The 22,958-nt window shown below is 71.9% G+C and carries 23 protein-coding genes; 11 read left to right on the top strand and 12 right to left on the bottom strand.

The window, feature by feature from the left end:
* The first annotated feature begins 19 nt into the window (after window positions 1-19).
* Window positions 20-1,075 (top strand): DNA polymerase domain-containing protein, encoded by a 1,056-nt coding sequence (locus ACH34Q_RS02200; protein WP_395980971.1) that lies wholly within the window; start codon window positions 20-22, stop codon window positions 1,073-1,075.
* A gap of 119 nt (window positions 1,076-1,194) precedes the next feature.
* Here the strand turns inward: ACH34Q_RS02200 and ACH34Q_RS02195 are convergent, their stop codons facing one another.
* Window positions 1,195-3,150 (bottom strand): Xaa-Pro dipeptidyl-peptidase, encoded by a 1,956-nt coding sequence (locus ACH34Q_RS02195; protein WP_395980970.1) that lies wholly within the window; start codon window positions 3,148-3,150, stop codon window positions 1,195-1,197.
* 205 nt (window positions 3,151-3,355) lie between these two features.
* Here ACH34Q_RS02195 and ACH34Q_RS02190 point away from each other — a divergent pair, with 205 nt between their 5' ends.
* The 4 genes from ACH34Q_RS02190 (at window position 3,356) to ACH34Q_RS02175 (ending at window position 5,078) form a co-directional block, all read left to right on the top strand.
* A complete protein-coding gene (locus ACH34Q_RS02190) occupies window positions 3,356-3,547 on the top strand; it encodes a DUF4236 domain-containing protein (protein WP_395980969.1) in 192 nt (63 codons plus the stop codon).
* A gap of 103 nt (window positions 3,548-3,650) precedes the next feature.
* The gene (locus tag ACH34Q_RS02185) at window positions 3,651-3,926 is read left to right on the top strand and encodes a hypothetical protein (protein ID WP_395980968.1); all 276 of its coding nucleotides are present in this window, start codon (window positions 3,651-3,653) and stop codon (window positions 3,924-3,926) included.
* Between the two features lie 20 nt (window positions 3,927-3,946).
* Window positions 3,947-4,444 (top strand): GNAT family N-acetyltransferase, encoded by a 498-nt coding sequence (locus ACH34Q_RS02180; RefSeq protein ID WP_395980967.1) that lies wholly within the window; start codon window positions 3,947-3,949, stop codon window positions 4,442-4,444.
* A 13-nt stretch (window positions 4,445-4,457) separates the two neighbouring features.
* Window positions 4,458-5,078, top strand: coding sequence for a DinB family protein (locus tag ACH34Q_RS02175; RefSeq protein ID WP_395980966.1), 621 nt, complete (start codon window positions 4,458-4,460; stop codon window positions 5,076-5,078).
* A gap of 45 nt (window positions 5,079-5,123) precedes the next feature.
* Here the strand turns inward: ACH34Q_RS02175 and ACH34Q_RS02170 are convergent, their stop codons facing one another.
* Window positions 5,124-7,535: a HelD family protein gene (locus tag ACH34Q_RS02170; RefSeq protein ID WP_395980965.1), complete on the bottom strand. Its 2,412-nt coding sequence runs from the start codon at window positions 7,533-7,535 to the stop codon at window positions 5,124-5,126.
* Between the two features lie 273 nt (window positions 7,536-7,808).
* On the opposite strand from ACH34Q_RS02170, the gene ACH34Q_RS02165 reads away from it, so the two are divergent.
* On the top strand, window positions 7,809-9,500 hold the full coding sequence (locus ACH34Q_RS02165) for an alkaline phosphatase D family protein (RefSeq protein WP_395980964.1): 1,692 nt from the start codon (window positions 7,809-7,811) through the stop codon (window positions 9,498-9,500).
* Window positions 9,501-9,551: 51 nt separating this feature from the next.
* Here the strand turns inward: ACH34Q_RS02165 and ACH34Q_RS02160 are convergent, their stop codons facing one another.
* Window positions 9,552-10,622: an ATP-dependent DNA ligase gene (locus ACH34Q_RS02160; RefSeq protein ID WP_395980963.1), complete on the bottom strand. Its 1,071-nt coding sequence runs from the start codon at window positions 10,620-10,622 to the stop codon at window positions 9,552-9,554.
* A gap of 61 nt (window positions 10,623-10,683) precedes the next feature.
* Between ACH34Q_RS02160 and ACH34Q_RS02155 the strand changes: the two genes are divergently transcribed.
* Window positions 10,684-11,391: a dihydrofolate reductase family protein gene (locus ACH34Q_RS02155; protein WP_395980962.1), complete on the top strand. Its 708-nt coding sequence runs from the start codon at window positions 10,684-10,686 to the stop codon at window positions 11,389-11,391.
* Here ACH34Q_RS02155 and ACH34Q_RS02150 read toward each other — a convergent pair.
* The gene (locus ACH34Q_RS02150; RefSeq protein WP_395980961.1) at window positions 11,373-12,119 is read right to left on the bottom strand and encodes a pyrimidine reductase family protein; all 747 of its coding nucleotides are present in this window, start codon (window positions 12,117-12,119) and stop codon (window positions 11,373-11,375) included. The genes ACH34Q_RS02155 and ACH34Q_RS02150 overlap by 19 nt on opposite strands.
* 172 nt (window positions 12,120-12,291) lie before the next feature.
* Here ACH34Q_RS02150 and ACH34Q_RS02145 point away from each other — a divergent pair, with 172 nt between their 5' ends.
* Window positions 12,292-12,699, top strand: coding sequence for a hypothetical protein (locus tag ACH34Q_RS02145; RefSeq protein ID WP_395980960.1), 408 nt, complete (start codon window positions 12,292-12,294; stop codon window positions 12,697-12,699).
* Between the two features lie 36 nt (window positions 12,700-12,735).
* On the opposite strand, the gene glgX is transcribed toward ACH34Q_RS02145, so the two are convergent.
* The 7 genes from glgX to ACH34Q_RS02110 form a co-directional block, all read right to left on the bottom strand.
* On the bottom strand, window positions 12,736-14,838 hold the full coding sequence (glgX, locus tag ACH34Q_RS02140; RefSeq protein WP_395980959.1) for a glycogen debranching protein GlgX: 2,103 nt from the start codon (window positions 14,836-14,838) through the stop codon (window positions 12,736-12,738).
* A gap of 44 nt (window positions 14,839-14,882) precedes the next feature.
* The gene (locus ACH34Q_RS02135) at window positions 14,883-15,353 is read right to left on the bottom strand and encodes an ATP-binding protein (RefSeq protein WP_395980958.1); all 471 of its coding nucleotides are present in this window, start codon (window positions 15,351-15,353) and stop codon (window positions 14,883-14,885) included.
* A 118-nt stretch (window positions 15,354-15,471) separates the two neighbouring features.
* Window positions 15,472-15,999: a GNAT family N-acetyltransferase gene (locus ACH34Q_RS02130; protein WP_395980957.1), complete on the bottom strand. Its 528-nt coding sequence runs from the start codon at window positions 15,997-15,999 to the stop codon at window positions 15,472-15,474.
* Window positions 16,000-16,054: 55 nt separating this feature from the next.
* Complete coding sequence (locus ACH34Q_RS02125) at window positions 16,055-16,618, bottom strand: DUF4262 domain-containing protein (protein ID WP_395980956.1); 564 nt, start codon at window positions 16,616-16,618, stop codon at window positions 16,055-16,057.
* 260 nt (window positions 16,619-16,878) lie between these two features.
* Entirely contained in the window at window positions 16,879-17,337 is a 459-nt protein-coding gene (locus ACH34Q_RS02120) for a MaoC family dehydratase (RefSeq protein WP_395980955.1), read from the bottom strand.
* Complete coding sequence (locus ACH34Q_RS02115; RefSeq protein WP_395980954.1) at window positions 17,334-18,239, bottom strand: amidohydrolase family protein; 906 nt, start codon at window positions 18,237-18,239, stop codon at window positions 17,334-17,336. The genes ACH34Q_RS02120 and ACH34Q_RS02115 overlap by 4 nt, the downstream gene beginning before the upstream one ends.
* A 1-nt stretch (window position 18,240) precedes the next feature.
* On the bottom strand, window positions 18,241-19,149 hold the full coding sequence (locus tag ACH34Q_RS02110) for an SDR family NAD(P)-dependent oxidoreductase (RefSeq protein WP_395980953.1): 909 nt from the start codon (window positions 19,147-19,149) through the stop codon (window positions 18,241-18,243).
* Window positions 19,150-19,297: 148 nt separating this feature from the next.
* On the opposite strand from ACH34Q_RS02110, the gene ACH34Q_RS02105 reads away from it, so the two are divergent.
* Together ACH34Q_RS02105 and ACH34Q_RS02100 are read left to right on the top strand one after the other, a co-directional pair.
* Window positions 19,298-19,858, top strand: coding sequence for a TlpA family protein disulfide reductase (locus ACH34Q_RS02105; protein ID WP_395980952.1), 561 nt, complete (start codon window positions 19,298-19,300; stop codon window positions 19,856-19,858).
* Window positions 19,859-19,865: 7 nt separating this feature from the next.
* Complete coding sequence (locus ACH34Q_RS02100) at window positions 19,866-20,750, top strand: cytochrome c biogenesis CcdA family protein (protein WP_395980951.1); 885 nt, start codon at window positions 19,866-19,868, stop codon at window positions 20,748-20,750.
* Between the two features lie 99 nt (window positions 20,751-20,849).
* Here ACH34Q_RS02100 and ACH34Q_RS02095 read toward each other — a convergent pair whose 3' ends face one another.
* Entirely contained in the window at window positions 20,850-21,605 is a 756-nt protein-coding gene (locus tag ACH34Q_RS02095; RefSeq protein WP_395980950.1) for a TioE family transcriptional regulator, read from the bottom strand.
* A gap of 58 nt (window positions 21,606-21,663) precedes the next feature.
* Between ACH34Q_RS02095 and ACH34Q_RS02090 the strand changes: the two genes are divergently transcribed.
* A complete protein-coding gene (locus ACH34Q_RS02090; protein ID WP_395980949.1) occupies window positions 21,664-22,863 on the top strand; it encodes an erythromycin esterase family protein in 1,200 nt (399 codons plus the stop codon).
* Window positions 22,864-22,958: the final 95 nt, after the last annotated feature.

Here is a 22,958-nt window from a genome sequence, read left to right as displayed (position 1 = left end):
CGTGGGTTAACGTGCGTTCATGGCATCGCCGTTCATCGAGATCCCGGTAGGGGATCGGCTCGTCAAGGTGACCAACCCCGACAAGGTGTACTTCCCCGAGCATGGCTACACCAAGCGCCAGGTCGTGGAGTACTACATCGCGGTCGGGGACGGGATCCTGCGCGCCACCCGCGACCGCCCCACCACGCTGGAGCGGTGGCCCTCCGGGGTCTTCGAGGGCGCCAAGCTCGCCACCCGCGACAACCCGCACGGCGCCGACGCGTTCTACCAGAAGCGCATCCCCAAGAACGCGCCCGACTGGGTCAAGTCCGCCCGGATCGACTTCCCCAGCGGCCGGTCCGCCGACGAGGTGTGCCCGACCGAGGTCGCCGCGGTGGCCTGGGCCGCCAACCTCGGCACCCTCACCTTCCATCCCTGGCCGGTCCGCGCCGGCGACGTCGACCACCCCGACGAGCTGCGCATAGACCTCGACCCCCAGCCCGGCACGAATTTCGACGACGCCGTGCGGGTCGCTCTCGGTCCGGCACGCGAGCTGCTGGACGAGCTCGGCTACACCGGATACGTGAAGACCTCCGGCAAGGGCGGTGTGCACATCTACGTGCGCGTCGAGCCCCGCTGGACGTTCACCGAGGTCCGCAAGTCCGCCCTGGCCTTCGGCCGCGCGATCGAGCGCCGCGTCCCCGACCAGGTCACCACCAAGTGGTGGAAGGAGGAGCGCGGCGAGCAGATCTTCGTCGACTTCAATCAGAACGCCAGGGATCGGACCATCGCCTCGGCCTACAGCGTCCGGCCCGCCCCGCACGCCCCCGTCTCGGCCCCCGTGACCTGGGACGAGTTGGCCGACGTCCGGCCCGAGGACTTCACGATCGCCACCATGCCCGAGCGCTTCGCCAAGCTCGGCGACCTGCACGCCACCATCGACGACCAGGCGTTCTCGCTGGAGCCCCTGCTGGAGATGGCCGAACGCGACGAGACCGACCACGGCCTCGGCGACATGCCGTACCCGCCCAACTACCCCAAGATGCCGGGCGAGCCCAAGCGCGTCCAGCCCAGCAAGGACCGCGACGGCCACTGAGACCGGATCCCGGGCCGCCCTCAGGACGCGGCGAGCCGCCGGTCGGGGGACCGGCGGCTCGCTCTCTGGTCAGGTGCTCTCGCTGATCAGCGGAACTCGGTGATCAGTAGAAGGGCTGGTCAGTAGAAGGTACGGGGCTGCCTGGGCAGGACGACGTTGACGGGGCCGCGCCAGGATTCGCGGGTCTCGGGGGCGATGAGGGCGGAGACGTCCGGGGCGTCGGCGATGACCGGGATGCGGACCGAGCTGCCCGCGAGGTCGACCGTCACCTGGGCGCCGGTGGGGGTCTCGGTGGTGTAGTCGGCGTCGGTGCCGGCCACGACCAGGGCCAGCCGGTGGCCCTTCTTGACCACGTAGTCCTGGCTGAGCGTCTGCCAGCGCACGCCGTAGTACTTGCCCGGCGTGAGGGGGCGCGGGTCGCTCAGCGAACGGTGGTTCTGGGCGTCGAGCCAGCCCCGGCCGATGACGTTGACCGGGGAGGTGACGGTCTTGGTGCGGGTCTGCTTGTAGCAGGCGTCGTCGGCCGGGGTGCTCTCGCCGTGGCAGCTCTCGGTGGCCAGGGTCTCGATACCGCCGCCGCTGCCGAGGTAGTCCACCCGGGTGTCCTCGCCGTAGTCGACCAGGAGCGCGGTGAGGTTGGCGGTCGGCTTGTCGAGCTTGACCTTGAGCTGGGCGGACGGCGTACCGGAGATGCGGGCGGTGGCCGGGACGGGGCCCGAGACGTAGGCCAGGCGGTACGGCTTGGCCGTGGTCGGGTCGGCGACGAGGTCGCCCTCGCTGTGGCCCTGGCCCCGAGGACCGGGGGCGTCGGTGTACGTGGCGGTGCCGCGGCCGCGCTCGGTACCGAGCGAGCCGTCCTGGTCGGGACGCAGGGTCAGGGTCCGGGTGCCGGGGGAGGGCCAGTCGCGCTGGGTGATCCACTGGTCGGGACCGGTCTCGATGTCGGCGCGGGGCTCCCGCAGCGCGTCGTTCCTGATCTTGTGGAGCTCGTGGTCGAACCACTGGTGCAGGGTGGCGACCCACTCCTCGCGGCGGGTGTCGAACGGGTCGACATGGCCGCGCTGCGACAGCCAGACCTTCCGGGTGACGCCGCGTTCGGCCAGGCCCTGCCACCAGCGGGAGAAGTGGTCGGTCTTGACGTTGAGGTCGTTGACGCCGTGGAACGCGAAGACGCTGGCCCTCACGTCGCCCACGTTGCCGACCGTTCCGTGCCGGTAGTTGGACTCGGACCAGTAGGCGTTGTAGTTGCCGGTCGCGTCGTCCTCGCCCTGGTCGAGTTCGGCGCGTACGGCGGCGCACTTGGCGGCCGGGTCGGTGTCCACGTAGTCGGCGAGCCAGGGCTGCTCGTCGGTCCAGTACTTCACGCCGTTCATCCGGCTGTAGTCGTACCAGCTGCTGATCGCCGAGATCGGGACGATGGTCTCCAGTCCCCTGACCCCGGTGGCGGCGACGCCGTTGGCCAGCGTGCCGTCGTACGACTTGCCGATCATGCCGGTACGGCCGGTGCTCCAGCCCGCCCTGACCGTGCTGCCGTCGGGCCGGTACGCCTTGGCGCGGCCGTTCAGCCAGTCGACCACGGCCTTGGCGCCCAGGACGTCGGGTGCGCCGCCGGACGTGGGGCAGCCGTCGGAACGCGTCGTACCGATCATGTCCACGGCCAGGAACGCGTAGCCGCGCGGTACGAAGTAGTTGTCGTAATAGAGCGGGAACTTCACCGGGTTCCCGGCGGCGTCATAGGTCTTGCGTTCGGACTCGTTGCCGCGCCCGGCATTGTCGTAGTACGGGCTGGCGTCCATGACCACCGGGACCTTGAGGCCACGGTCGGACTCCTTGGGCCGGACGATGTCGACGCTGACCCGGTCGCGCTTGCCGTCGTGGTCGCTGTCGATCGGCGACTCCACGTAGACGTGCTCGCGGATGGCGTCCTTGTACGAGAAGACCGGCTGGGTGAGCCCGTCCTTCACCACGATTCTGGGGGCGGCGACCTGGGCGTTCGCGATGCCGCCCGCACCGATCAGGGCGGCGGCGGTGAGTGTGGCGAGCGTGGCGGTCCGTCGCAGGGATCTCCTGGGCAACCCGCACCTCCCGAAGTGAGTTGATCACTGTCAGAGGCACAGGTTCCTCGCCGGGGCGGGGCAGGTAAAGGTCGGTGTCGTGGAGAACTCTGGCCGAATTTGGTCGCATCATGCCCGTAACGCGGGTTCCGGTCCGCTGCCCCGGGATCCGGGGGATGGACGGCCGCCGCGGGGGCAGGGTCCGCGGCGACCGTCTGGAGGAGAGATGGGCTGGAACTACCGGAAATCCATGAAGATGGGGCCGTTCCGACTCAACCTGTCGAAATCAGGTGTCGGGCACAGCGTCGGCGGGCGCGGCGCCCGCTACACCCGGACCGCCCGAGGCCGCCGGGAGATGACGTTCCGCATCCCCGGGACCGGCCTGTCCTGGCGCCGGCCGCTCCGCAGGCGCCGGTAAAGCGGCGGCGGGCCGCCGGACGACAGGGGCTGTGGCACCGGCGGCCCGTCGCGCGCGTTCATTCAGTCCCGGCCCACGTCGACTCGCCTAGCGGCTCGCCGACGTGACCGTGCCTGGTGCGAGCGCGGCATCGCTTCGCGATCTGGCCGGAGCGGGCCTGCTGCAGACCCGGCAGGGCTCCGGGGTCTTCGTCATCGCCACCGAACCCGCCGGGGACTGGGCCGCCCGGCTGATCGATGTGCACGAGCACGACGGCCGCCATGGCCGCGACGCCCACGCCGCTCTCGTGGAGGCCGTCCGCGACCGCGATCCCGTGGCCGCGAGCGGTGCCATCGGCGCCGAGTTGAGGCAGACGCTCGCCCTTCTCCAGCATCCCTGACCTTTTCGTAGAGTGTCGGGGTGGAGATCGTCCCTATGCTGCCCGAGCACGCCGCCGAGGTGCTCGCCATCTTCCAGTCCGGCATCGACGGCGGGAACGCCACGTTCGAGAAGGCCGCCCCTGACTGGCCGAGGTTCGACGCCGGCAAGCTCGCCGGGCACCGCTTCGTCGCCCGCGATGCCGAGCGCGTGCTGGGCTGGGCGGCGCTCTCCCCGATCTCCGACCGTGCCGTCTTCGCCGGTGTCGCCGAGGTCTCGATCTACATCGACCCCGAGGCGCAGGGCCGCGGCGTCGGCCGCGCGCTGCTGGGCGCCGTGATCGACTCCAGCGAGCGCGGCGGCCTCTGGACGCTCCAGGCCGGGATCTTCCCGGAGAACGTCGCCAGCATCCGGCTGCACGAGGCCCTGGGTTTCCGTACGCTCGGCGTCCGCGAGCGGATGGGACGGCACGACTTCAACGGCGAGAGCCGCTGGCGCGACGTCGTCTTCCTCGAACGCCGCAGTCCCGCGATCGATTGAGAGTCAGGCCCCCATGTCCCCTGCCGACGATGTCGATCAGGCCGTTCAACTATCGCTCGCCACGCTCCGTACCGCGCCCCCGGACTCCTGGGACGCCAAGGCGGGTTCCCTCGAATGGACCTGCTGGGAGACCGTCGAGCACCTGAGCGACGATCTCTTCGCCTATGCCGCCCAGTTGGGCCCGAAGTCGCCGTCCCTGGACGTCCCGGTCCCGTTCGTCTGGGAGAGCCGCAGGCCCGGCGGTCCTCGGAACACCGTCCACGCCGACCGCGCCGCAGGCCCTGCCGGGCTCCTTCAGGTCCTGGAAGCCAGCGGCGCGTTCCTGATCGCCATGGTCCGTACCGCCTCGCCCGAGATCCGCTCGCATCACGTGTTCGGCGCCTCGGACGCCGCCGGCTTCGCGGCGATGGGCGTCGTCGAAACCCTCGTTCACACCCATGACCTGGCCGAAGGCCTGAGCCTGCCGTGGACTCCGCCCGCCGGTCTGTGCTCCAGGGCGCTGACCCGGCTGTTCCCGGACGCCCCGCAGGACACCGACCCCTGGCTCACCCTCCTGTGGGCGACCGGCCGCGGCGAACTCCCCGGCCGTCCCCGCCTCACCGAATGGCGCTGGTACGGCGAACCCCGCCCGTGACGGCCGGTAGGGGACGGTCGTTGTGGCCGTCCCCTACCGGCAGGGTCAGTCGGCCGGGGTGAGGGCGGCGAGGGTGGGCGGCAGATCGTTGTCGTGGACGACGGTGAGGCGCCGGGTGGCGCGGGTGATGGCGACGTAGAGGTCCTGGCCGCCGCGCGGTGACTCCGTCATGATCCCGGCCGGGTCGACGACGATGACCGAGTCGAACTCCAGGCCCTTGGCCTCCTCGGTGGTGAGCACCACGACCGTGGCGTCCAGGGCCTCGGGGGTGGCGCCGGCCTCGGCGTCCGGCAGGGCGGAGCGGACGGCGGGGTAGCGGCGCCCGGAGGAGATCAGCGCCAGCCGCCCCTCGCCGCGCTCACCGGTGTCGATCTCGGCCAGCTCGGAACGGACCAGGTCCGGCAGGTCCGGCAGCTCCTCGGGCGCGATCCGGACGGCGCGCGGCGGCGGGCCGTCGTCGCGGACCGGCTCGGGCGGGATCTGGTCGGGGGCGACCGCGGCCAGCAGGTCCGCCGCCACCCTCATGATCGCCGCCGGGGTGCGGTAGTTGACCATCAGCCGCTGCTCGCGCCAGCGGCCCGGCACGTACCGGTCGAGCATCTGCCCCCACGAGCGGGCCCCCGCCGCGCTGCCGGTCTGCGCGATGTCGCCGACCACGGTGAGGGAACGGGTCGGAACGCGGCGCATCACCGTCCGCCAGGCCATCTCCGACAGCTCCTGGGCCTCGTCCACGATCACATGGCCGTACGCCCACTCGCGGTCGGCGGCGGCCCGCTCGGCCGTGGTGAGCGGCGGCCCGTCGTCGTGGTGGCGGTCGGCCAGGGTGGCGGCGTCGACCATCTCCAGCTCGGCCAGGCCGGTCGACTCGATGACCTCCCTGGCGTACAGCTCCTCGGCCGCGCGGTCGGCCTCGGCGGCCCGCCGGCGGGCGCGGTCCGCGGTGTCGTCCTGGCCCAGCCACTCGGCGGCCTCGTCCAGCAGCGGTACGTCCGACACCGTCCAGGGGCTCCCGGCGGGGCGGTGCAGCAGGTGCCGCTCGGTGGGGGACAGGTGGGCGCCGGCGCGTTCGAGCGCGTCGGGATCGGTGTACAGGCTGGTGAGCAGGCCCTGCGGCGACAGCTCGGGCCACAGCGCGTCGATCGCCTTGCGTACCGACGGGTCCAGCCAGAGGTTCTCCTTGGACAGCTTCAGGTCCGCCTCGTCCAGCAGCGGCTCCTCCTCGGCCTCGTCGATCAGCTCCTTCAGCCACGCGGGCAGGCCGCCGGAGGCCGCGATGTCCTCCAGCGGCTCGTCGGTCATCCGGTCGTACTGCTGGGCACGGTTCAGCGCGAGCGCGTCCAGCAGCTCGTGGACGTACAGGCGGCGCTGGATGTTGTGCGGGGCGCGCAGGGCACGGGCGCGGTCGCGGGCCCGCAGGCAGGTCTCGTGGTCCACCCGCAGTGTCATGCCGTCGGACTCGACCTCCAGGGCGTCCTCGGGGATGCGCTGCCGGTCCCGTACGGCGGCCTCGATGAGTTCGGCCATCCGCAGATCGCCCTTGAGAACGGCCACCGAAGGCGGCTCCGCGTCGGTCGCCCGCACGCCCGGGTAGAGCCCGCCGACGGTGGACAGGGCGACGTCGGTCTCGCCGAGCCCGGGGAGCACCTGCTCGATGTAGCGCATGAACGTCGCGTTCGGCCCCACGACCAGGACACCCCGGCGTTCCAGCACGTCGCGATGGGTGTAGAGCAGGTACGCGGCGCGGTGCAGGGCGGCGACGGTCTTGCCGGTGCCGGGCCCGCCCTGCACGACCAGGACGCCTTGCAGCCCGGAGCGGATGACCTGGTCCTGCTCCTCCTGGATGGTGGCGACCACGTCGCCCATCCGGCCGGTACGGCCGCGCCGCAGCGTCGCCAGCAGGGCCGCCTCGCCGACGATCGTGCTCCGGTCCTCCTCGGCGAGCCCTTCGAGGTCGAAGACCTCGTCGTCGATCCGGACCACGGCGCGGTCGCGCAGGTGCAGGTGGCGGCGCCGGGCGAGGGTTCCGGGGGAGCCGGACGTGGCGGTGTAGAACGGGCGCGCCGCCGTGGCGCGCCAGTCGATCAGCAGCGGCTCGCGGTCCTCGTCGCGCAGCCCGATCCGCCCGATGTAGAAGGTGTCGCCCGGAACGTCATCCTCGGCGCGGTGGTCGATCCGGCCGAAGCACAGGGCCCGCTCCACGGCCGACAGCCGGGCCAGCCGGCGGGCCGCCTCCTCGGTGGCCGACTGGCGCTCGGCCAGGGCCTGGAACGTACTGCCGCCGCCGACCGTGGCCGGGCCGGTCCGCAGCTCGTCGGCCGCCCGGTCGCGCTCGGTGTCGAGCCGGTCGTAGACGCGTGTGACGTACTCCTGCTCCGTGCGCGTCGCGGCCTCCCGCGCGCCGTCGGCGTCCGATGAAGAAATTCGTTCCGGTACGGACTTGACTTGACGGGCTCGCATGCCTCAGGTACGCTCCTGTTCATACGGTGGAGGATGTCTACGCCTATTTTGCAGGCGGAAGCCTACCACCGTTTTCGAGGCTCCGGTGCACGCTGCCCGGGGCCTTTTCTCGTTCTTGGCCCTGGCCGTTCGCGTGTCGCGGGCCGCCCCCGGCCGCCGGCGTAAATGATCGTTTCTGTTGGAACGCGCGTCATCCGCGCGGAACGTCGTGGTCACCGGGCTCCGTGAGGCTTTCCGGCGATCACCACCGACCGTTCGAAGGGTCACCACGCCATGGCCGACGCTCCCCATCCGCTCGACCGCAGAACGCTCCTCGTGACCACCGGCCTCGTGACCGCCGGCACCGCCGTCGCCGTGCTGCCGGGCGCGGCCACCGCGCACGCCGCCCGCCGCGCCCCCGAAACGCTCGCCGGCGACCCGTTCACCCTCGGCGTCGCCTCCGGAGACCCCGACCACCAGGGCTTCGTCCTGTGGACGCGGCTCGCCCTCAAGCCGCTGGCCGAGGACGGCCTGGGCGGCATGCCCGACAAGACCGTTCCGGTGCGCTGGGAGGTCGCCGCCGACGAGCGCTTCCGCCGGATCGAACGGCGCGGCACCGCCGCCGCCCGCCCCGAGTCCGCGCACAGCGTGCACGTCGAGCTCAAGGGCCTGCGCCCCGGCCGCGAGTACTGGTACCGCTTCCGGGTGGGAAGCCACGTCTCACCGGCCGGCCGCGCCCTCACCGCCCCGCAGCCCAGCTCCTTCGGCTCCCCGCTGGCGATGGCGTTCGTGTCCTGCTCCCAGTTCGAGCACGGGCTGTTCACCGCGTACCGGCGGCTGGCCGAGGAGAACCCGGACCTGATCCTGCACCTGGGCGACTACCAGTACGAGTACAAGAAGGGCTCCTACAACATCCCGGGCGGCAACGTCCGCGACCACGAGGGCCCCGAGACCGTCACGCTCGCCGGCTACCGGCAGCGGCACGCCCAGTACAAGTCCGACCTCGACCTGCAGGCCGCGCACGAGGCCGCGCCCTGGCTGGTGGTCTGGGACGACCACGAGACCGAGAACAACTGGGCCGCCGGCGTTCCCGAGGCCGGCTCCGACACCCCCGACCCCGCCGCCTTCCGCGAGCGCCGCGCCGCCGCGGCCCGGGCGTTCTACGAGAACATGCCGCTGCGCCGCTCCTCGGTGCCCGACGGCCCCGACATGCAGCTCTACCGGCGCGTCCGCTGGGGCCGGCTGGCCAACTTCCACATGCTCGACACCCGCCAGTACCGCGACGACCAGGCCTGCGGTGACGGCTACAAGGACTGCGCCGCCGCGTCCGACCCCAAGCGCTCCATCACCGGCGACGCCCAGGAGAAGTGGCTGATCGACGGCTTCCGCCGCTCGGCCGCCCGCTGGGACGTCCTGGGCCAGCAGGTCTTCTTCGCCCAGCGCGACAACAACTCCGGCCCCGCCAAGGTGACCAGCATGGACGGCTGGGACGGGTACGTGGCGTCCCGCGACCGCATCACCAAGGGCTGGCTGGACGCCAAGGTGCGCAACCCCGTCGTCCTCACCGGCGACGTGCACGCCCACTGGGCCAGCGACCTCAAGGCCGACTTCGACGATCCCTCGTCCAGGACCATCGGCGCCGAGCTGGTCTGCAGCTCGATCACCAGCGGCGGCGACGGCACCGACTCCGACCCGGCCACCCACCCGTTCCTGAAGATCAACCCGCATCTGCGCTTCTACAACAACCAGCGCGGCTACGTGATCAGCCGGATCGGCAAGGACGAGATGCGCTCGGACTTCAAGACGCTGCCGACCGTCCGTACCGCCGGGGCCGAGGCGTCCACCAAGGCCACCTACGTCGTGGAGGACCGCGTCCCGGGCGTCAAGCAGACCTACCTGCGCCCGTACGTCTCGGCCAAGTCCGAGTCCAGGGCCGACCGCGACCGCATCCGCGAGACCATCCAGAACGAGACCGACCGCCCCTAGCGACTGCGAGCTGCGCTCCTCGGCCCGCGAGGAGCGCAGCTCACGGAGGAGTCAGCGGGGGCCGGCGAAGATGTTGTCCAGGTCGTAGGCGACCGGGACCTCCAGCTGTTCGTAGTTGCAGGATTCGGGGGTGCGGTCGGTGCGCCAGCGGCGGAAGCGGGCGGTGTGCCTGATGCGGTCGCCCTCCATCCCCTCGTAGGCGACCTCGACCACCAGCTCGGGCCGCAGGGCGACCCAGGACAGGTCCTTCTTGCCGCTCCAGCGGGAGACCGCGCCCGGCATCCGGTCGGAGGTGGCCTCGGACTGCCGGGCCCAGCCCTCCCACGGATGGCCGGTGTAGTCCTCCATCCGGTACGGCTGGAGCTCCTCGACCAGCTCGGCGCGGCGCTTCATGGTGAACGAGGCCGCCACGCCCACATGCTGGAGATGGCCCTCGGAGTTGTAGAGGCCGAGCAGCAGCGAGCCGATGATCGGGCCGGACTTGTGCCAGCGGAAGCCCGCCACCACGCAGTCGGCGGTGCGCTCGTGCTTGACCTTGAACAGCACCCGCTTGTCGGGCTCGTAGCCGATGTCGAGCGGCTTGGCGATGACGCCGTCGAGCCCGGCGCCCTCGAACTCCTCGAACCAGCGCAGGGCCGTGTCGTAGGAGTCGGAGGCCGGCGTGACGTGGATCGGCGCGGACACCTTTCCGAGGGTGTCGACGAGTCGTCGCCGCCGCTCGCCCAGCGGTACCTCCATCAGTGACTCGTCGCCCAGGGCCAGCAGGTCGAAGGCGATGAACGAGGCGGGCGTCTGCTCCGCCAGCATCGCGACCCGGGACGCGGCGGGGTGGATGCGCTGCTGGAGGCGCTCGAAGTCGAGCCGTGAGCCGTGCCGCAGGACGATCTCGCCGTCCACGACGCAGCGCTCGGGCAGCTCGCGCTTGACCGCCTCGACCAGGTCGGGGAAGTAGCGGGTCAGCGGGCGCTCGCCGCGGCTGGACAGCTCCACCTCGTCGCCGTCGCGGAAGACGATGCAGCGGAAGCCGTCCCACTTCGGCTCGTACAGCACATCGCCCTTGGGCATGGTCTTGACCGCTTTGGCCAGCATCGGCGACAGCGGCAGGCTGATCGGCAGGTCCATCCCCCCATTTTGGTCCCCGGCACCGACAATGTCGCCGACCGGCCCTCGGTAACCTGCGGTGATGCGCCGACTCCTGCCCGAACCCGCCGCCGATACCGACCCGTACGAGGCGTACGAGGCGGAGGGACCGGTGCTGCGGATCGGCATGGTGATGAGCGCCGACGGCTCGGTCACCGACGCCGAGGGCTGGACGGACGGGCTGGGCGGCGAGGCCGACTTCCGGGTCTTCCGCACGCTGCGGGCGCTGGCCGGCGCGATCCTGGTCGGCGCCGGAACGATCCGTACCGGCAGGGTCGGTCCCGCCCGCCTGCGCGCCGACCTCCGGGAACGGCGCGGGGGGCCGCCCGCGCCCATCGTCGTGGTGAGCCGCTCGCTGGACCTGGACTGGTCGCTGCCGCTGTTCACCGAGGCCGAGACGCCCACGATCGTGGTCACCTCGCGGGCCGCCCGCGACCGGCACGCCGCCCGAATCAAGGACGTCGAGGTCCTGGTGGCGGGGGAGGAGGACGTGGACCTTCCCGCCGCCGTACGGGAGCTCCAGGCCGGGTATCCGCACCTGCTGTGCGAGGGCGGGCCGGCGCTGGCCACCGCGCTGATCCGGGACGGGCTGGCCGACGAGCTGTGCCTCAACATCGCCCCGGCGCTGCTCGGCGGCGGCCCCCACCACACGCGGCTGCTCGGAGAGCTCGCGTCCGAGGTCCCGCTGGAGCCCGCGGCCGTCCATCTGGACGAGGGCGTGCTGTTCCTGCGCTATCGCTTGCGTACGTAGCGCAGGAACAGGAAGCCCTCGCCGTCGGCGTCCTCGAGGACGTGGGCCAGCCGCAGCCGCGAGGGAGGCGGCAGGGACGGCCCGTCCAGGACGCGCGGCGCGCTTCCCGAGGCCAGGACGGGGCTCACGGTCAGGCACAGCTCGTCCAGTATCCCCGCCGCCGCGACCTGGGCGAGGACGAGGGGGCCGCCCTCGCAGAGCAGGCGCGGGCGGCCGAGTTCGGCGAGACGGGCGAACGCGGCGCGGAAGTCCAGGCCGTCGCGGCCGGCCGTGATGACCTCGGCGTGCTCGCGGGCGGCGCGGAGCCGGCCGGGGTCGGCGGTCTCGGTGGTCAGCACGAGGGTCGCGGCGCCCGGCCCCGCCTCGGTGAAGACGGGGGCGCCGAAGTCGAGGTCGAGCGTCCTGGACACGATCGCCAGCGCGGGCGTCGCGGGACGGCCCGCGCGCAGTCCCTCCCAGCCGGGATCGGGACGGGCCGGGCCGTAGCTCTCGGCGCGTACCGTCCCGGCGCCGACGACCACTGCGTCGGCGAGCCCGCGCAGGAGGGAGAACAGCCGGCGGTCGGCCTCGCCGCCGAGCCCGCCGCTGCGGCCCTCCCACGTGGCCGCGCCGTCCGCGCTGGCGACCATGTTCGCGCGCACCCAGGGCGAACCCGCGGTGTCCGGATAGGCGTACGCCTCGGCCAGATCGACCGGATCGGAGTCGGGGGACAGGCGCCGCATCAGCATGAGCGTCAAGCTACTGCACCCGTGACGGGCGCCGGCGCACCGGTCACCCGACACGCTTCGACCACGTTCGATCACTTTCCGTACCGCAATCCCGCCGTTTTCCTCACGTCCGGAACCGGCTCGGGAGACACTACGCCCGGGAGGGAAGCAACTGCACCGAAAGGAGCGGGGGGTGAGGTTCGCCGCGCTTGGCGCATGGGTCCTCGCGGCGGCCGCGGGTACGTACCTGATGGCCGTCTGGATCATCGGTGGCGGGCTGCTCCAGCAGGCGACGAAGGTGACGCGCTATCCGGTCCTGGTCGTGGTCGGTCATCCGCTGGCGGCGGTGGTCGGGCTCGCGGTCTGGGTGGCGTACCTGATGACCGACCGGGCCGGCTTCGCGTGGGGGGCCTTCACGGCGCTGCTGGTGGTCATGCTGCTGGGCTTCGTACTGTTCACGCGCTGGCTGGTGGGACGGGGCGGGCGGCATGCCCGCGACGCCGGGCAGCCGTTCCCGGCCAGGGCGATCATCGTGCACGGGGTGGTCGCGGTGGCCACGTTCGTGCTGGTGCTGCTGGCCGCACTCGACGTCAGCCGCTAGCCGGGCCGCGGCGCACGGCCGCCGGCCCGGCCGCGGTCAGGTGATGCGGCGCAGCACGGTCAGCGAGCGGCTGACCACGGTGACCTGGTCGCTGGCCTTGACCCGCTGGCGCTCGCCCACCGCGCGGGGATCGGCGGTGTCGAGGGAGAACTCCCAGCGCTCGCCGTACTCGGGGCCGGGCAGCGTGAACTCGACCGGCTCGGAGTGCGCGTTGATCAGCAGCAGGAACGAGTCGTCGCGCACCGGCCGGCCGCGCGGATCGGGCTCGCTGATCGCGTCGCCGTTCAGGAAGACGCCCAGCGACTTGGCGAAGCCGGCGTTCCAGTCGTGGTCGGTCATCCGCTCGCCGCCGGGGGTCAGCCAGGCGATGTCGGCGGGCGCGGCGGCCGCGTCGCCGCCGGTGAAGAAGCGGCGGCGCCGGAAGATCGGGTGGTCGCGCCGCAGCCGCGACAGGATCCGGACGAACTCAAGGTCGGTCCCGGTGGCCTTCTCCCAGTCGACCCAGGCGATCTCGTTGTCCTGGCAGTAGGCGTTGTTGTTGCCGCCCTGCGTGCGGCCGAACTCGTCGCCGTGCGACAGCATCGGCACGCCCTGCGACAGGAACAGCGTGGCCAGGAAGTTGCGGCGCTGGCGGGCCCGCAGGGTGAGGATGTCGGTGGTACGGGTCGGGCCCTCGTGGCCGCAGTTCCACGACCGGTTGTCGTCGGTGCCGTCGCGGTTGCCCTCGCCGTTGGCGTCGTTGTGCTTGCCGTTGTACGCGACGAGGTCGGCCAGCGTGAACCCGTCATGGCAGGTCACGAAGTTGATGGACGCGAACGGCCGGCGGGCGCTGTTCTCGTACAGGTCGCTGGACCCGGTCAGCCGGGAGGCGAACTCCGGCATCGTCGCCGGGCGCCCGCGCCAGAAGTCGCGGACGGTGTCGCGGTACTTGCCGTTCCACTCGGTCCACAGCGGCGGGAAGTTGCCGACCTGGTAGCCGCCCTCGCCCACGTCCCAGGGCTCCGCGATCAGCTTGACCTGCGAGACCACCGGGTCCTGCTGGACGAGGTCGAAGAACGCGGCGAGCCGGTCGACGTCGTGCAGCTCGCGGGCCAGCGCCGAGGCCAGGTCGAACCGGAACCCGTCGACGTGCATCTCCAGGACCCAGTAGCGCAGCGAGTCCATGATCAGCTGGAGCGCGTGCGGGCTGCGCACGTTCAGCGAGTTGCCGCAGCCGGTGTAGTCAAGGTGGTAGCGCTTGTCGTCGTCGCGCAGCCGGTAGTACGAGGCGTTGTCGATGCCGCGGAACGACAGCGTCGGCCCCAGATGGTCGCCCTCGGCCGTGTGGTTGTAGACCACGTCCAGGATGACCTCGATGCCGGCCGCGTGCAGCGCCCGTACCATCGCCTTGAACTCCAGCACCTGCTCGCCGCGCTGCCCGGACGAGCTGTAGGTGTTGTGCGGGGCCAGGTAGCCGAGGGTGTTGTAGCCCCAGTAGTTGGTCAGGCCGCGCGCGACCAGCGCGTGCTCGGGGACGTGCTGGTGCACCGGCATGAGCTCCACGGCCGTCACGCCGAGCTCGGTGAGGTGGTCGATCATCGCCGGATGGGCCAGCGCGGCATAGGTGCCGCGCCGCTCCTCGGGGATCGCCGGATGCAGCTTGGTCAGGCCCTTCACGTGCGCCTCGTAGATGAGGCTCTCGTGGTACGGCACGCGCGGCGGGCGGTCGTCGCCCCAGTCGAAGAACGGGTTGACCACCACGTTCTTCGGCATGTACGGGGCGCTGTCGTCGGTGTTGAGCGTGTCGGGGTCGGAGAACCGGTACGAGAACAGCGACTCGTGCCAGCGGATCTCGCCCTCGACGGCCTTGGTGTACGGGTCGAGCAGCAGTTTGGCGGGGTTGCAGCGGTGGCCCTCGCGCGGCTCGTACGGGCCGTGCACGCGGTAGCCGTAGCGCTGGCCGGGCCCGATGCCGGGCAGGTAGCCGTGCCACACGAACCCGTCGACCTCGGGCAGGTCGATCCGCTCCTCGCGCCCCCGGGAGTCGAACAGGCACAGCTCCACCCGGTGTGCCACCTCGGAGAACAGGGCGAAGTTGGTCCCGGTGCCGTTCCATGTGGCCCCCAGGGGGTAGGCCTCGCCGGGCCAGACCTCCCGCATCTCTCCACCCCTCGGCTCGTCGCGCACGAGCCTCCGATCTTCCCTTACCCGCCGGGCCGCCGGGACCCGCACGCCGGGATCGGCCCGTGCTGCGGGTCCACGTCGCCCGCCCGGGCGAAGTCGGCCCACACCACCGTGTGGGGTCCGCGCCGTTCCGATCCCCAGCCCAGGCTCAGCGCCTCGACCACGTGCAACCCGCGCCCGCTCTCTCCATTGTCGTCGGGAGCGCGCAGCCCTGGTGCACCGGCTCCCCCTTGATCGGCGATCTCGAGCCGGAGCACCTCCGTTCCGACCAGGAAGGACACCGTCACATGGCCGCCCGCGCGGTCGTCCGCGAGATGCCCCGACCGGGAGTGTCGCACGGCGTTGGTGAACAGTTCACTCGCCACGACGGTGAGTTCGTACAGTTCCGGGAAGCCGGGGAGCAGCGCCCGCGCGTACCGGCGGACGAGCGCGACGGCGGGTTCGGTGCCGGGAAGGACGACGGCGCCGATGATCGTGAAGGTGGCCGCCATGCGCCGGCTCCTCTCCATGAACGGGGTCCCACATTGGACCGGCCCACCTGGAGGTACGGGAGCGAGGGCGGTCCGCGCCGTCCCTGGACCGAAGAAATCGCCCGGATGCGAGGTTTTTTCAGTATCCGCCGTCCCGGATGTTGCTCCAGACCGCCTCGTCCCCGGCGTACCGGGTGGTGCGGCGCAGCCCCGCGCGGCGGGCGACGGTGGCCGAGGCGAGGTTGTCCGGGTGCACGCTGGCGACGATCTCGCGGACGCCGTGCGCGGTCAGCCAGTCCACCAGGGCGACGGCGGCCTCGGAGGCGAACCCGAAGCCCTGGTACGGCATCCCGACCACCCAGGCGACCGAGGCGCGCGGCCCGCCGTCCGCGGGCGTGACCGTGGCCTGGACGGTGCCGACCGCGCGACCGTCCCGGCGCCGCCGGGCGATCCAGTTGAGCCACTGCTCCTGGTGGTACGGCGACGGCCCGGTGACCAGCCGCTCGTACCGGGCACGCAGTTCGGCCGGTGTCAGAGGTTCGCCGCCGGTGTAGCGGTGCAGCCGGGGATCGCCGAGGACGTCCGCCATCTCGTCGGCGTGGTGGACGCCGAGAGGCTCGAGCACCAGGCGCGGTGTCTCGATGGTGTCGGTGAACGGTCCGGGCATCGGGCGACCTTATGCCCCGTGGCGCTCCGGTCCACGCCAGTGCCGCCGCCGCCGGTTACGCGGGGGCGGGCGCCAGCCGCCGGGACCACACGCCTTCGGGGTGCTGCCGCGGGTCGAGCCACAGCCAGGGCTGGGCGCGGCGGAAGGGCAGTTCGGTGCCGGGCTGCCACGGGTAGAGCCCGGCCTGGTCGGACCACACGACCTGCAGGAACGGCAGCGGCTGGCGGCGGTAGAACGCGAGCGCGCCGGGGAACGCGCCGCCGTACCAGCCGGTGTCCACCTCCCGGAACGCCGCCGGCCGCCCTCGTACGGCGTCGTCGCGCCGCTCGCCCTCGGCGGGCGGCCGGCCCTCCCCGGCTTCGCGGCCGAGCCGGTTGAGGATCTCCTCCATCTCGTACACGTCGCCGCCGAACATCGCCAGCTCGGGGGAGCGCAGGCTGTGCCAGAGGCCGACGGTGTACGCCCAGCCGGGCCCCTGGTCGTCGGCCGGGACGAGCACGACGCTCCAGCCGTACTGGCTGATGTGCACGATGGTGCGGAGCCGGAAGTTGTCCATGCGGTCGCGATCGCCGTAGTCACGGCAGAGGATGCACTCGCATGCGGGGCGGCCGTCGGACATGGCCTTCAGCTTACGGCCAGTTGATCGATTTTCGAGAGTCGATATCCGTGCGCCTGCACGTGCGTTCGCCTTGTGCAGGAAGGCGGGCGGGATGCGGCGGCCGGTCGCACTGGTGGTGCGCTACGCGCGCACCCGGCGGACGGCGGGACTGACCGGCTCCTTCTGCGTTCCGGCATGGTCGCACCGGTCCCAGCACGCATGACCGCCGCGCGCCCGCCGCCCGCCCCCGAACGCCGCCGGGGGCGAGTGGCGCGGTGCGGTCAGGCGTAGTGGCGGTAGACCGCCTGGGCGACGCAGGCGGGCTTGGCGGAGCCGTCGAGCTCGACCGTGAAGTCCACCACCATCTGCACGCCGTCGCCGCCGACGTCCGCGACGGAGGCGATGCGGACGGCCAGGCGGATCTTCCCGCCCACCGGCACCGGCGCGGGGAAGCGGACCTTCTCCAGGCCGTAGTTGACGCTCATCGTGACGCCCTGGATGTCGAGGACCTCGTTGAAGAGCGGGATGAGCAGCGACAGGGTGAGGTAGCCGTGGGCGATGGTGCCGCCGAACGGTCCCTTCGCGGCCCGCTCCGGGTCGACGTGGATCCACTGGTGGTCGCCGGTGGCGTCGGCGAAGGTGTCCACCCGCTCCTGGGTGATCTCCAGCCAGCCGCTGCTGCCGAGGTCGCGGCCGGCCAGCGCCTTGATCTCGTCGAGTCCGGTCACGGTGGTCGTCATCGGGCGGTCTCCTTGGTTCCGGTCGCGAGCCCGAGCAGGCGCGCCGCGTTGTCCTTGAGGATCTTGGGGCGTACTTCGGGCTTGATCTCGAGCTTGTCGAAGTCGGCCAGCCAGCGGTCGGGGGTGATGACCGGGTAGTCGGAGCCGAACAGCACCTTGTCCTTGAGCAGGCTGTTGGCGTACCGCACCAGCTGCGGCGGGAAGTACTTGGGCGACCAGCCGGACAGGTCGATGTGGACGTACGGCTTGTGCGTGGCGACCGCGAGCGCCTCGTCCTGCCAGGGGAACGACGGGTGCGCCAGGATGATCCGCAGCTCGGGGAAGTCCACGGCCACGTCGTCGACGAGCATCGGGTTGGAGTACTTCAGCCGGATCCCGCCGCCGCCGGGCACGCCGGCGCCGATGCCGGTCTGGCCGGTGTGGAACAGCGCGATCGCGCCGAGTTCCTCGATGGCCTCGTACAGGGGATAGGCCATCGGGTCGTTGGGCGCGAAGCCCTGGATGCTCGGGTGGAACTTGAACCCGCGCACCCCGTACTCCTCGACCAGGCGGCGGGCCTCGCGCACGCCGGCCTTGCCCTTGTACGGGTCGATGCTGGCGAACGGGATCAGGACGTCGGGGTACTCGGCGCAGCTCTCGGCGACCTCCTCGTTGGAGATCCGGGGGTGCCCGGTGGCGTGCTCGGCGTCCACGGTGAACACCACCGCCGCCATCTTCCGCTCGCGGTAGTACGCGGCCATCTCGGAGATGGGCGGCTGCCGGTGCCCCTGGGCCTTGAAGTACTCCTCGGAGGCGCCGAACAGCTCCGGGCTCAGCGACAGGTGCCCGTCCTTGGAGACCTCGGCATGGGTGTGCACGTCGATGGCGACCAGGTCGTCGGGGTTCATCGCGGGGACGGTCATCTCACGCCTCCGGGATCTTGGGGGCGGGGATGCCGTAGGTCTCGGGCTCGGCGCCCACGACCGCGTGCCACTGCTCGGCGATCGCGTCGGCGCTCCAGCCGCCCTCGGCGAACACGACGGCCTTCTCCTGCGGGTGGGACCACAGCGCCAGCCGGTCACCGCCGATCCCGATGGCCTGCCCGGTGACACCGGCCGAGGCGTCCGAGGCCAGGTACACCACCAGTCCGGCGGCGTCCTGGACGGTGCCCAGGCCCTCGTCCTTGCGCATCCACTCCGGCAGCGGGCCGCCGGTCTCCTCGGCCTCGGTGATGAACGGCGCGAACGCGGGGATCGACTTGGTCATCTCGGTGGCCGCGACCGGCACCACGGCGTTCACCGTGATATCGGCCCTGGCCAGCTCCATCGCCCAGGTCCGCGCCATCGCCGCGATGCCCGCCTTGGCCGCCGCGTAGTTGGTCTGGCCGAAGTTGCCGCGCTGGCCGGCCGGCGAGCCGATCAGGATCAGCCGCCCGCCGCCCTGCCCGCGCATGTGCACGGCCGCGGCGCGGGCGCAGGTGAACGTCCCGCGCAGGTGCACCTCGACGACCGCGTCGAAGTCCTCGTCGGTCATCTTCCACAGCACCCGGTCGCGCAGGATGCCCGCGTTGGTGACCATCACGTCCAGCCGCCCGAACTCCTGGACGGCGGTCGCGACCAGCCGGTCGGCGAGCTCCGAGCCGCCCACGGCGCCGACCACGCCGGCCGCCTTGCCGCCGCCGCCGGTGATGGCCTCGACGGTGCTCGCCGCCGCGTCGGCGTCCACGTCGTTGACGACGACCGCCGCGCCCGCCGCCGCCAGGGCCTCGGCGTACGCGCGGCCCAGGCCGCGGCCGCTGCCGGTGACCACGGCGACCTTCCCGGACAGGTCCATGGATCCCACCTCTCGATACAGCCGATCTGACTCCCGGCAATGTAGGGCAGTTTTACGATCAGGGTCAAAATTGTGCCCAACATGGGCCCGGGCGGGCGTCATCGCCTCGTAAGGTCTTCCGGCTCCCATCGGGATTACTGTCAGCGCCATGAGAAGGCTCATCGTGACCCTCGCGGCGGCCGCGCTGGCCGCCGCGGCGTGCGGTGGCGGCGCCCCGGCCGCTTCACCGACCTCCGCCGCCCCCACCGTCCCTGCCGCCAAGCCGTCCTCCGGTACGGAGACCACGCCCCCGGCGAACGTGCCCGCCCTGCTGAAGTTCCAGGGCAGGACCCTGGACGGCAAGCCGTTCGACGGCTCCTCGCTGGCGGCCAAGCCCGTGGTGCTCTGGTTCTGGGCGCCGTGGTGCCCCAAGTGCCAGGGCGAGGGCCCGGCCGTGGCCAAGGCCGCGCGCAAGTACGGGGACAAGGTCGCCTTCGTCGGTGTCGCCGGGCTCGACAAGAACAAGGGGCAGATGGACGCGTTCGTCGCCCGGACGGGCACGGGCGGACTCGTTCACCTCGACGACCGCGGCGGCGACCTCTACCGGCATTTCAAGGTCACCTCGCAGTCCTCCTACCTCTTCGTGAACCCCGCCGGGGGCGGCCACAAGGCCACCGGCCCGCTCAGCGAGTCGGAGCTGTCCGAGCTCGTCGACGCGCACGCGATGTAGCGGCCTCGTGGACGACATCACGCTCGCGCTGGCCGCGGGACTGGTCGCCGCGTTCAACCCCTGCGGGTTCGCGCTGCTCCCGTCCTACCTGGCGCTGCTGATCGCCGGCCCCGGCGGGATCTGGCGCGCGCTGCGCCTGTCGGCCGCCATGACGGCGGGCTTCGTCACCGTCTTCGGCGCGTTCGGCATCGTGATCTCCATCGCCACCGCACCGATCCAGCGGCACCTGCCGTGGGCGACCATCGTCATCGGGATCGCCCTCGTGGCCCTCGGCGGCCGGCTCCTGAGTGGCCGGGAACTGCTCGTCCGTGTCCCGCGGCTCCGGGCGGGCGGCCCCGTCGGCTCGTTCACCGCGCTGTACGGCTACGGGGCCTCCTACGCCGTGGCCTCCCTGTCCTGCACGGTCGCCCCGTTCCTGGCCGTCACCGGGCTCGTCTCCGGCGGCGGGGGAGTGCTGAACGGGCTCGCCGCCTTCGTGGCGTACGCGCTGGGCATGGGCCTGGTCGTCGGCCTGCTCTCGATGCTCGTCGTCCTGGCGAGGGAGAGCGCCGTCCTGCGGATGCGCCGCGTCCTGCCGTACGTCTCCCGGACCAGCGGCGCGCTGCTGGTCCTCGCCGGGATCTACATCGCCTACTACGGCTGGTACGAGGTCCGCGTCCTCGCCGGGGCGGCGGCGCAGGACCCGGTCGTCGGCGCGGCCACCGGGATCCAGGGAGCGATCACCGGCCGGCTGGACGGCATCGGGGTGTGGCCGGTCGCCGCCGCCTTCGCCGCCGTCACCCTCCTCGCCCTGGCCGCACGCCGGTTCCGCCGATCCCCGGACCGGCCGGATCAGGAGGATAGGCCGGATCAGCCGGAACGGTCGGCTACGGAACCTCCGTCCCGCCTATGACGACGTCACAGCCGGGATGCGGCGGGTATCGCGGATGCGCCGCGCTCGGAGGGCTCGTTCGCTTGCGTGAACCTGCACTCCCTCAACCGGAGGACGGGATCATCGCCCGTGGACTCGTTCGCGGTCGCGGAGATACGACTCCAGCTCGGAGGCTCCGGCCAGCATGGCGCGTCCCCGAGTGGACAGCCGGCCGTGCCAGTCGCGCAGGGCGGCCTCCAGCGGTTCCAGCCCGCCGGCCGACCGTACCTGGGCGATGAGCGGAGCGATCTGCTCCAGCAGGTAGCCGCCCCGCCTGAGCTGGTGGGCCAGCCGCACGTCACGTACGTCGGCCTCGTCGTAGACCCGGTACCCGGTCTGGGCGTCGCGTCGCGGGCTCACCAGCCCGGCGTGCTCCCATTTGCGCAGCGTCGCGGGCCGGATCCCGAGCTTCCTCGCCAGCGGCCCGATGAACGTGCCGCCGGGCCCGGACATGGCGCCGGACTGGGAGGCCGGGGGCGCCGGGGCGTGCTCCAGATCGCGGAGGGCGCCCTCCACGGCCTGCAGGGTCCGGCGGTCGTCGAGGAGTTGGGCGTGGCTCTCGTCGATGAGGCGGAACGCCTCCTCGGCCTCACCCTCGTTCACCGCCCGCATGATCGCGGTCGCCGTCTGGTGGCCGTGGCCGGGCACCAGGGCGAGGAACGCGCTCAGGGCCCGCGCGTGCAGCGGAGTGTAGGTGCGGTAGCCGTGGGCGGTACGACCGGCGGCCGGAAGGATGCCGGCCTCCTCGTAGTTCCTGATCGCCTGGGTGGACAGACCGTGCACGCGCGCCAGGTCGACCGGCCTGAGCCGACCGCCGCTTGTAAGGTTTGCTGCCACGGGCTCGTCCAAATCGGAGAGAAGTTTCAACCGAGAGTTCAACGATACCGTTGAATGCATGGCTATTCACATCAAGGACACGGTCCAGGCCGTCGACGCCTCCGCCGTCCTGGGGCTGCTCCCGGCCCGGCCGCGGCTGCTCGGGCTGGGCGAGCCCACCCACGGCGAGGACATGCTGCTCGACGTCCGGAACGAGCTCTTCCGGCACCTCGTCGAGGAGGGCTACCGGACGATCGCCATCGAGAGCGACTGCATGATGGGCCTGATCGTGGACGACTTCGTCACCTCGGGCACGGGCGACCTCGGCGAGGTCATGGAGCGCGGGATCAGCCACGGGTGGGGCGCGTCCGCGTCCAACCGCGAACTCGTACGCTGGATGCGCGCGTACAACGACGGCCGGCCCGCGTCCGAGCAGGTCCGCTTCGCCGGTGTCGACGGCCCGCTGGAGATGACCGGCGCCGCGAGCCCCCGGCAGGCCATCACCGCACTCCGCGGCTACCTCGCTGCCCGAGTGGACGCGGATCTGCTTCCCTGCACCGCGGAAACGCTCGACCGCCTGCTCGGTGCCGACGACCGGTGGGACGACCCCGCCACGATGATGGACCCGTCCCAGTCCGTGGGGCGGTCGGCCGAGGCCAGGGAGCTGCGGCTGCTCGCCGACGAACTGGTGGCGCTCCTCGACGAGCAGACGCCCCATCTGATGGCGGAGTCCTCGCCGGACGAGTGGGACCGGGCCCGCCTGTACGGGCGTACCGCCATCGGCCTGCTGCGCTACCACTTCTGGCTGGCCGACACCTCACCCGGCCGCATGACGCGGCTGGTGAGCGTGCGGGATTCGATGATGGCCGGCAACCTCCTCGCCCTCGCCGAACGGGGCCCGGCGCTCGTCCACGCGCAGAACAGCCATCTCCAGCGCGAGAAGAGCACCATGCGGATGGGCGGCGAGTCGCTGGAGTGGTGGAGCGGCGGCGCGATCGCCGCCGCCCACCTGGGCGAGGACTATGCCTTCGTGGCCACGGCCCTCGGCACGATCCGGCACCAGGGAGTGGACGCCCCGCCCCCGGAGTCCATCGAAGGACTCCTGTACGCGCTCCCGGAAGACCGCTGCCTCGTCGACGCCCCCCTGCTGGCCATCGCCCTCGGCGACAAGCCGCCCGCGCCCCGCGAGTCGCCCTGGTTCGGCTACTTCGGACTGGACCCGGCGCACCTGGCCGCGATCGACGGCATCGTGTTCATCAAGGACGTCCCGCAGCGCTAGGCCTCACCCGCGGTACGGCCCGTCCACCCGAAGATCGGACGGACGGCATGGCCATCGAAGACGGCGGCTCGTAACATCGACGTCAGGCTTGCCGA

This window comes from Actinomadura sp. 9N407, from assembly GCF_044326315.1.
Lineage (GTDB): Bacteria > Actinomycetota > Actinomycetes > Streptosporangiales > Streptosporangiaceae > Spirillospora.
This window is presented reverse-complemented; position numbering and strand designations above follow the sequence as displayed.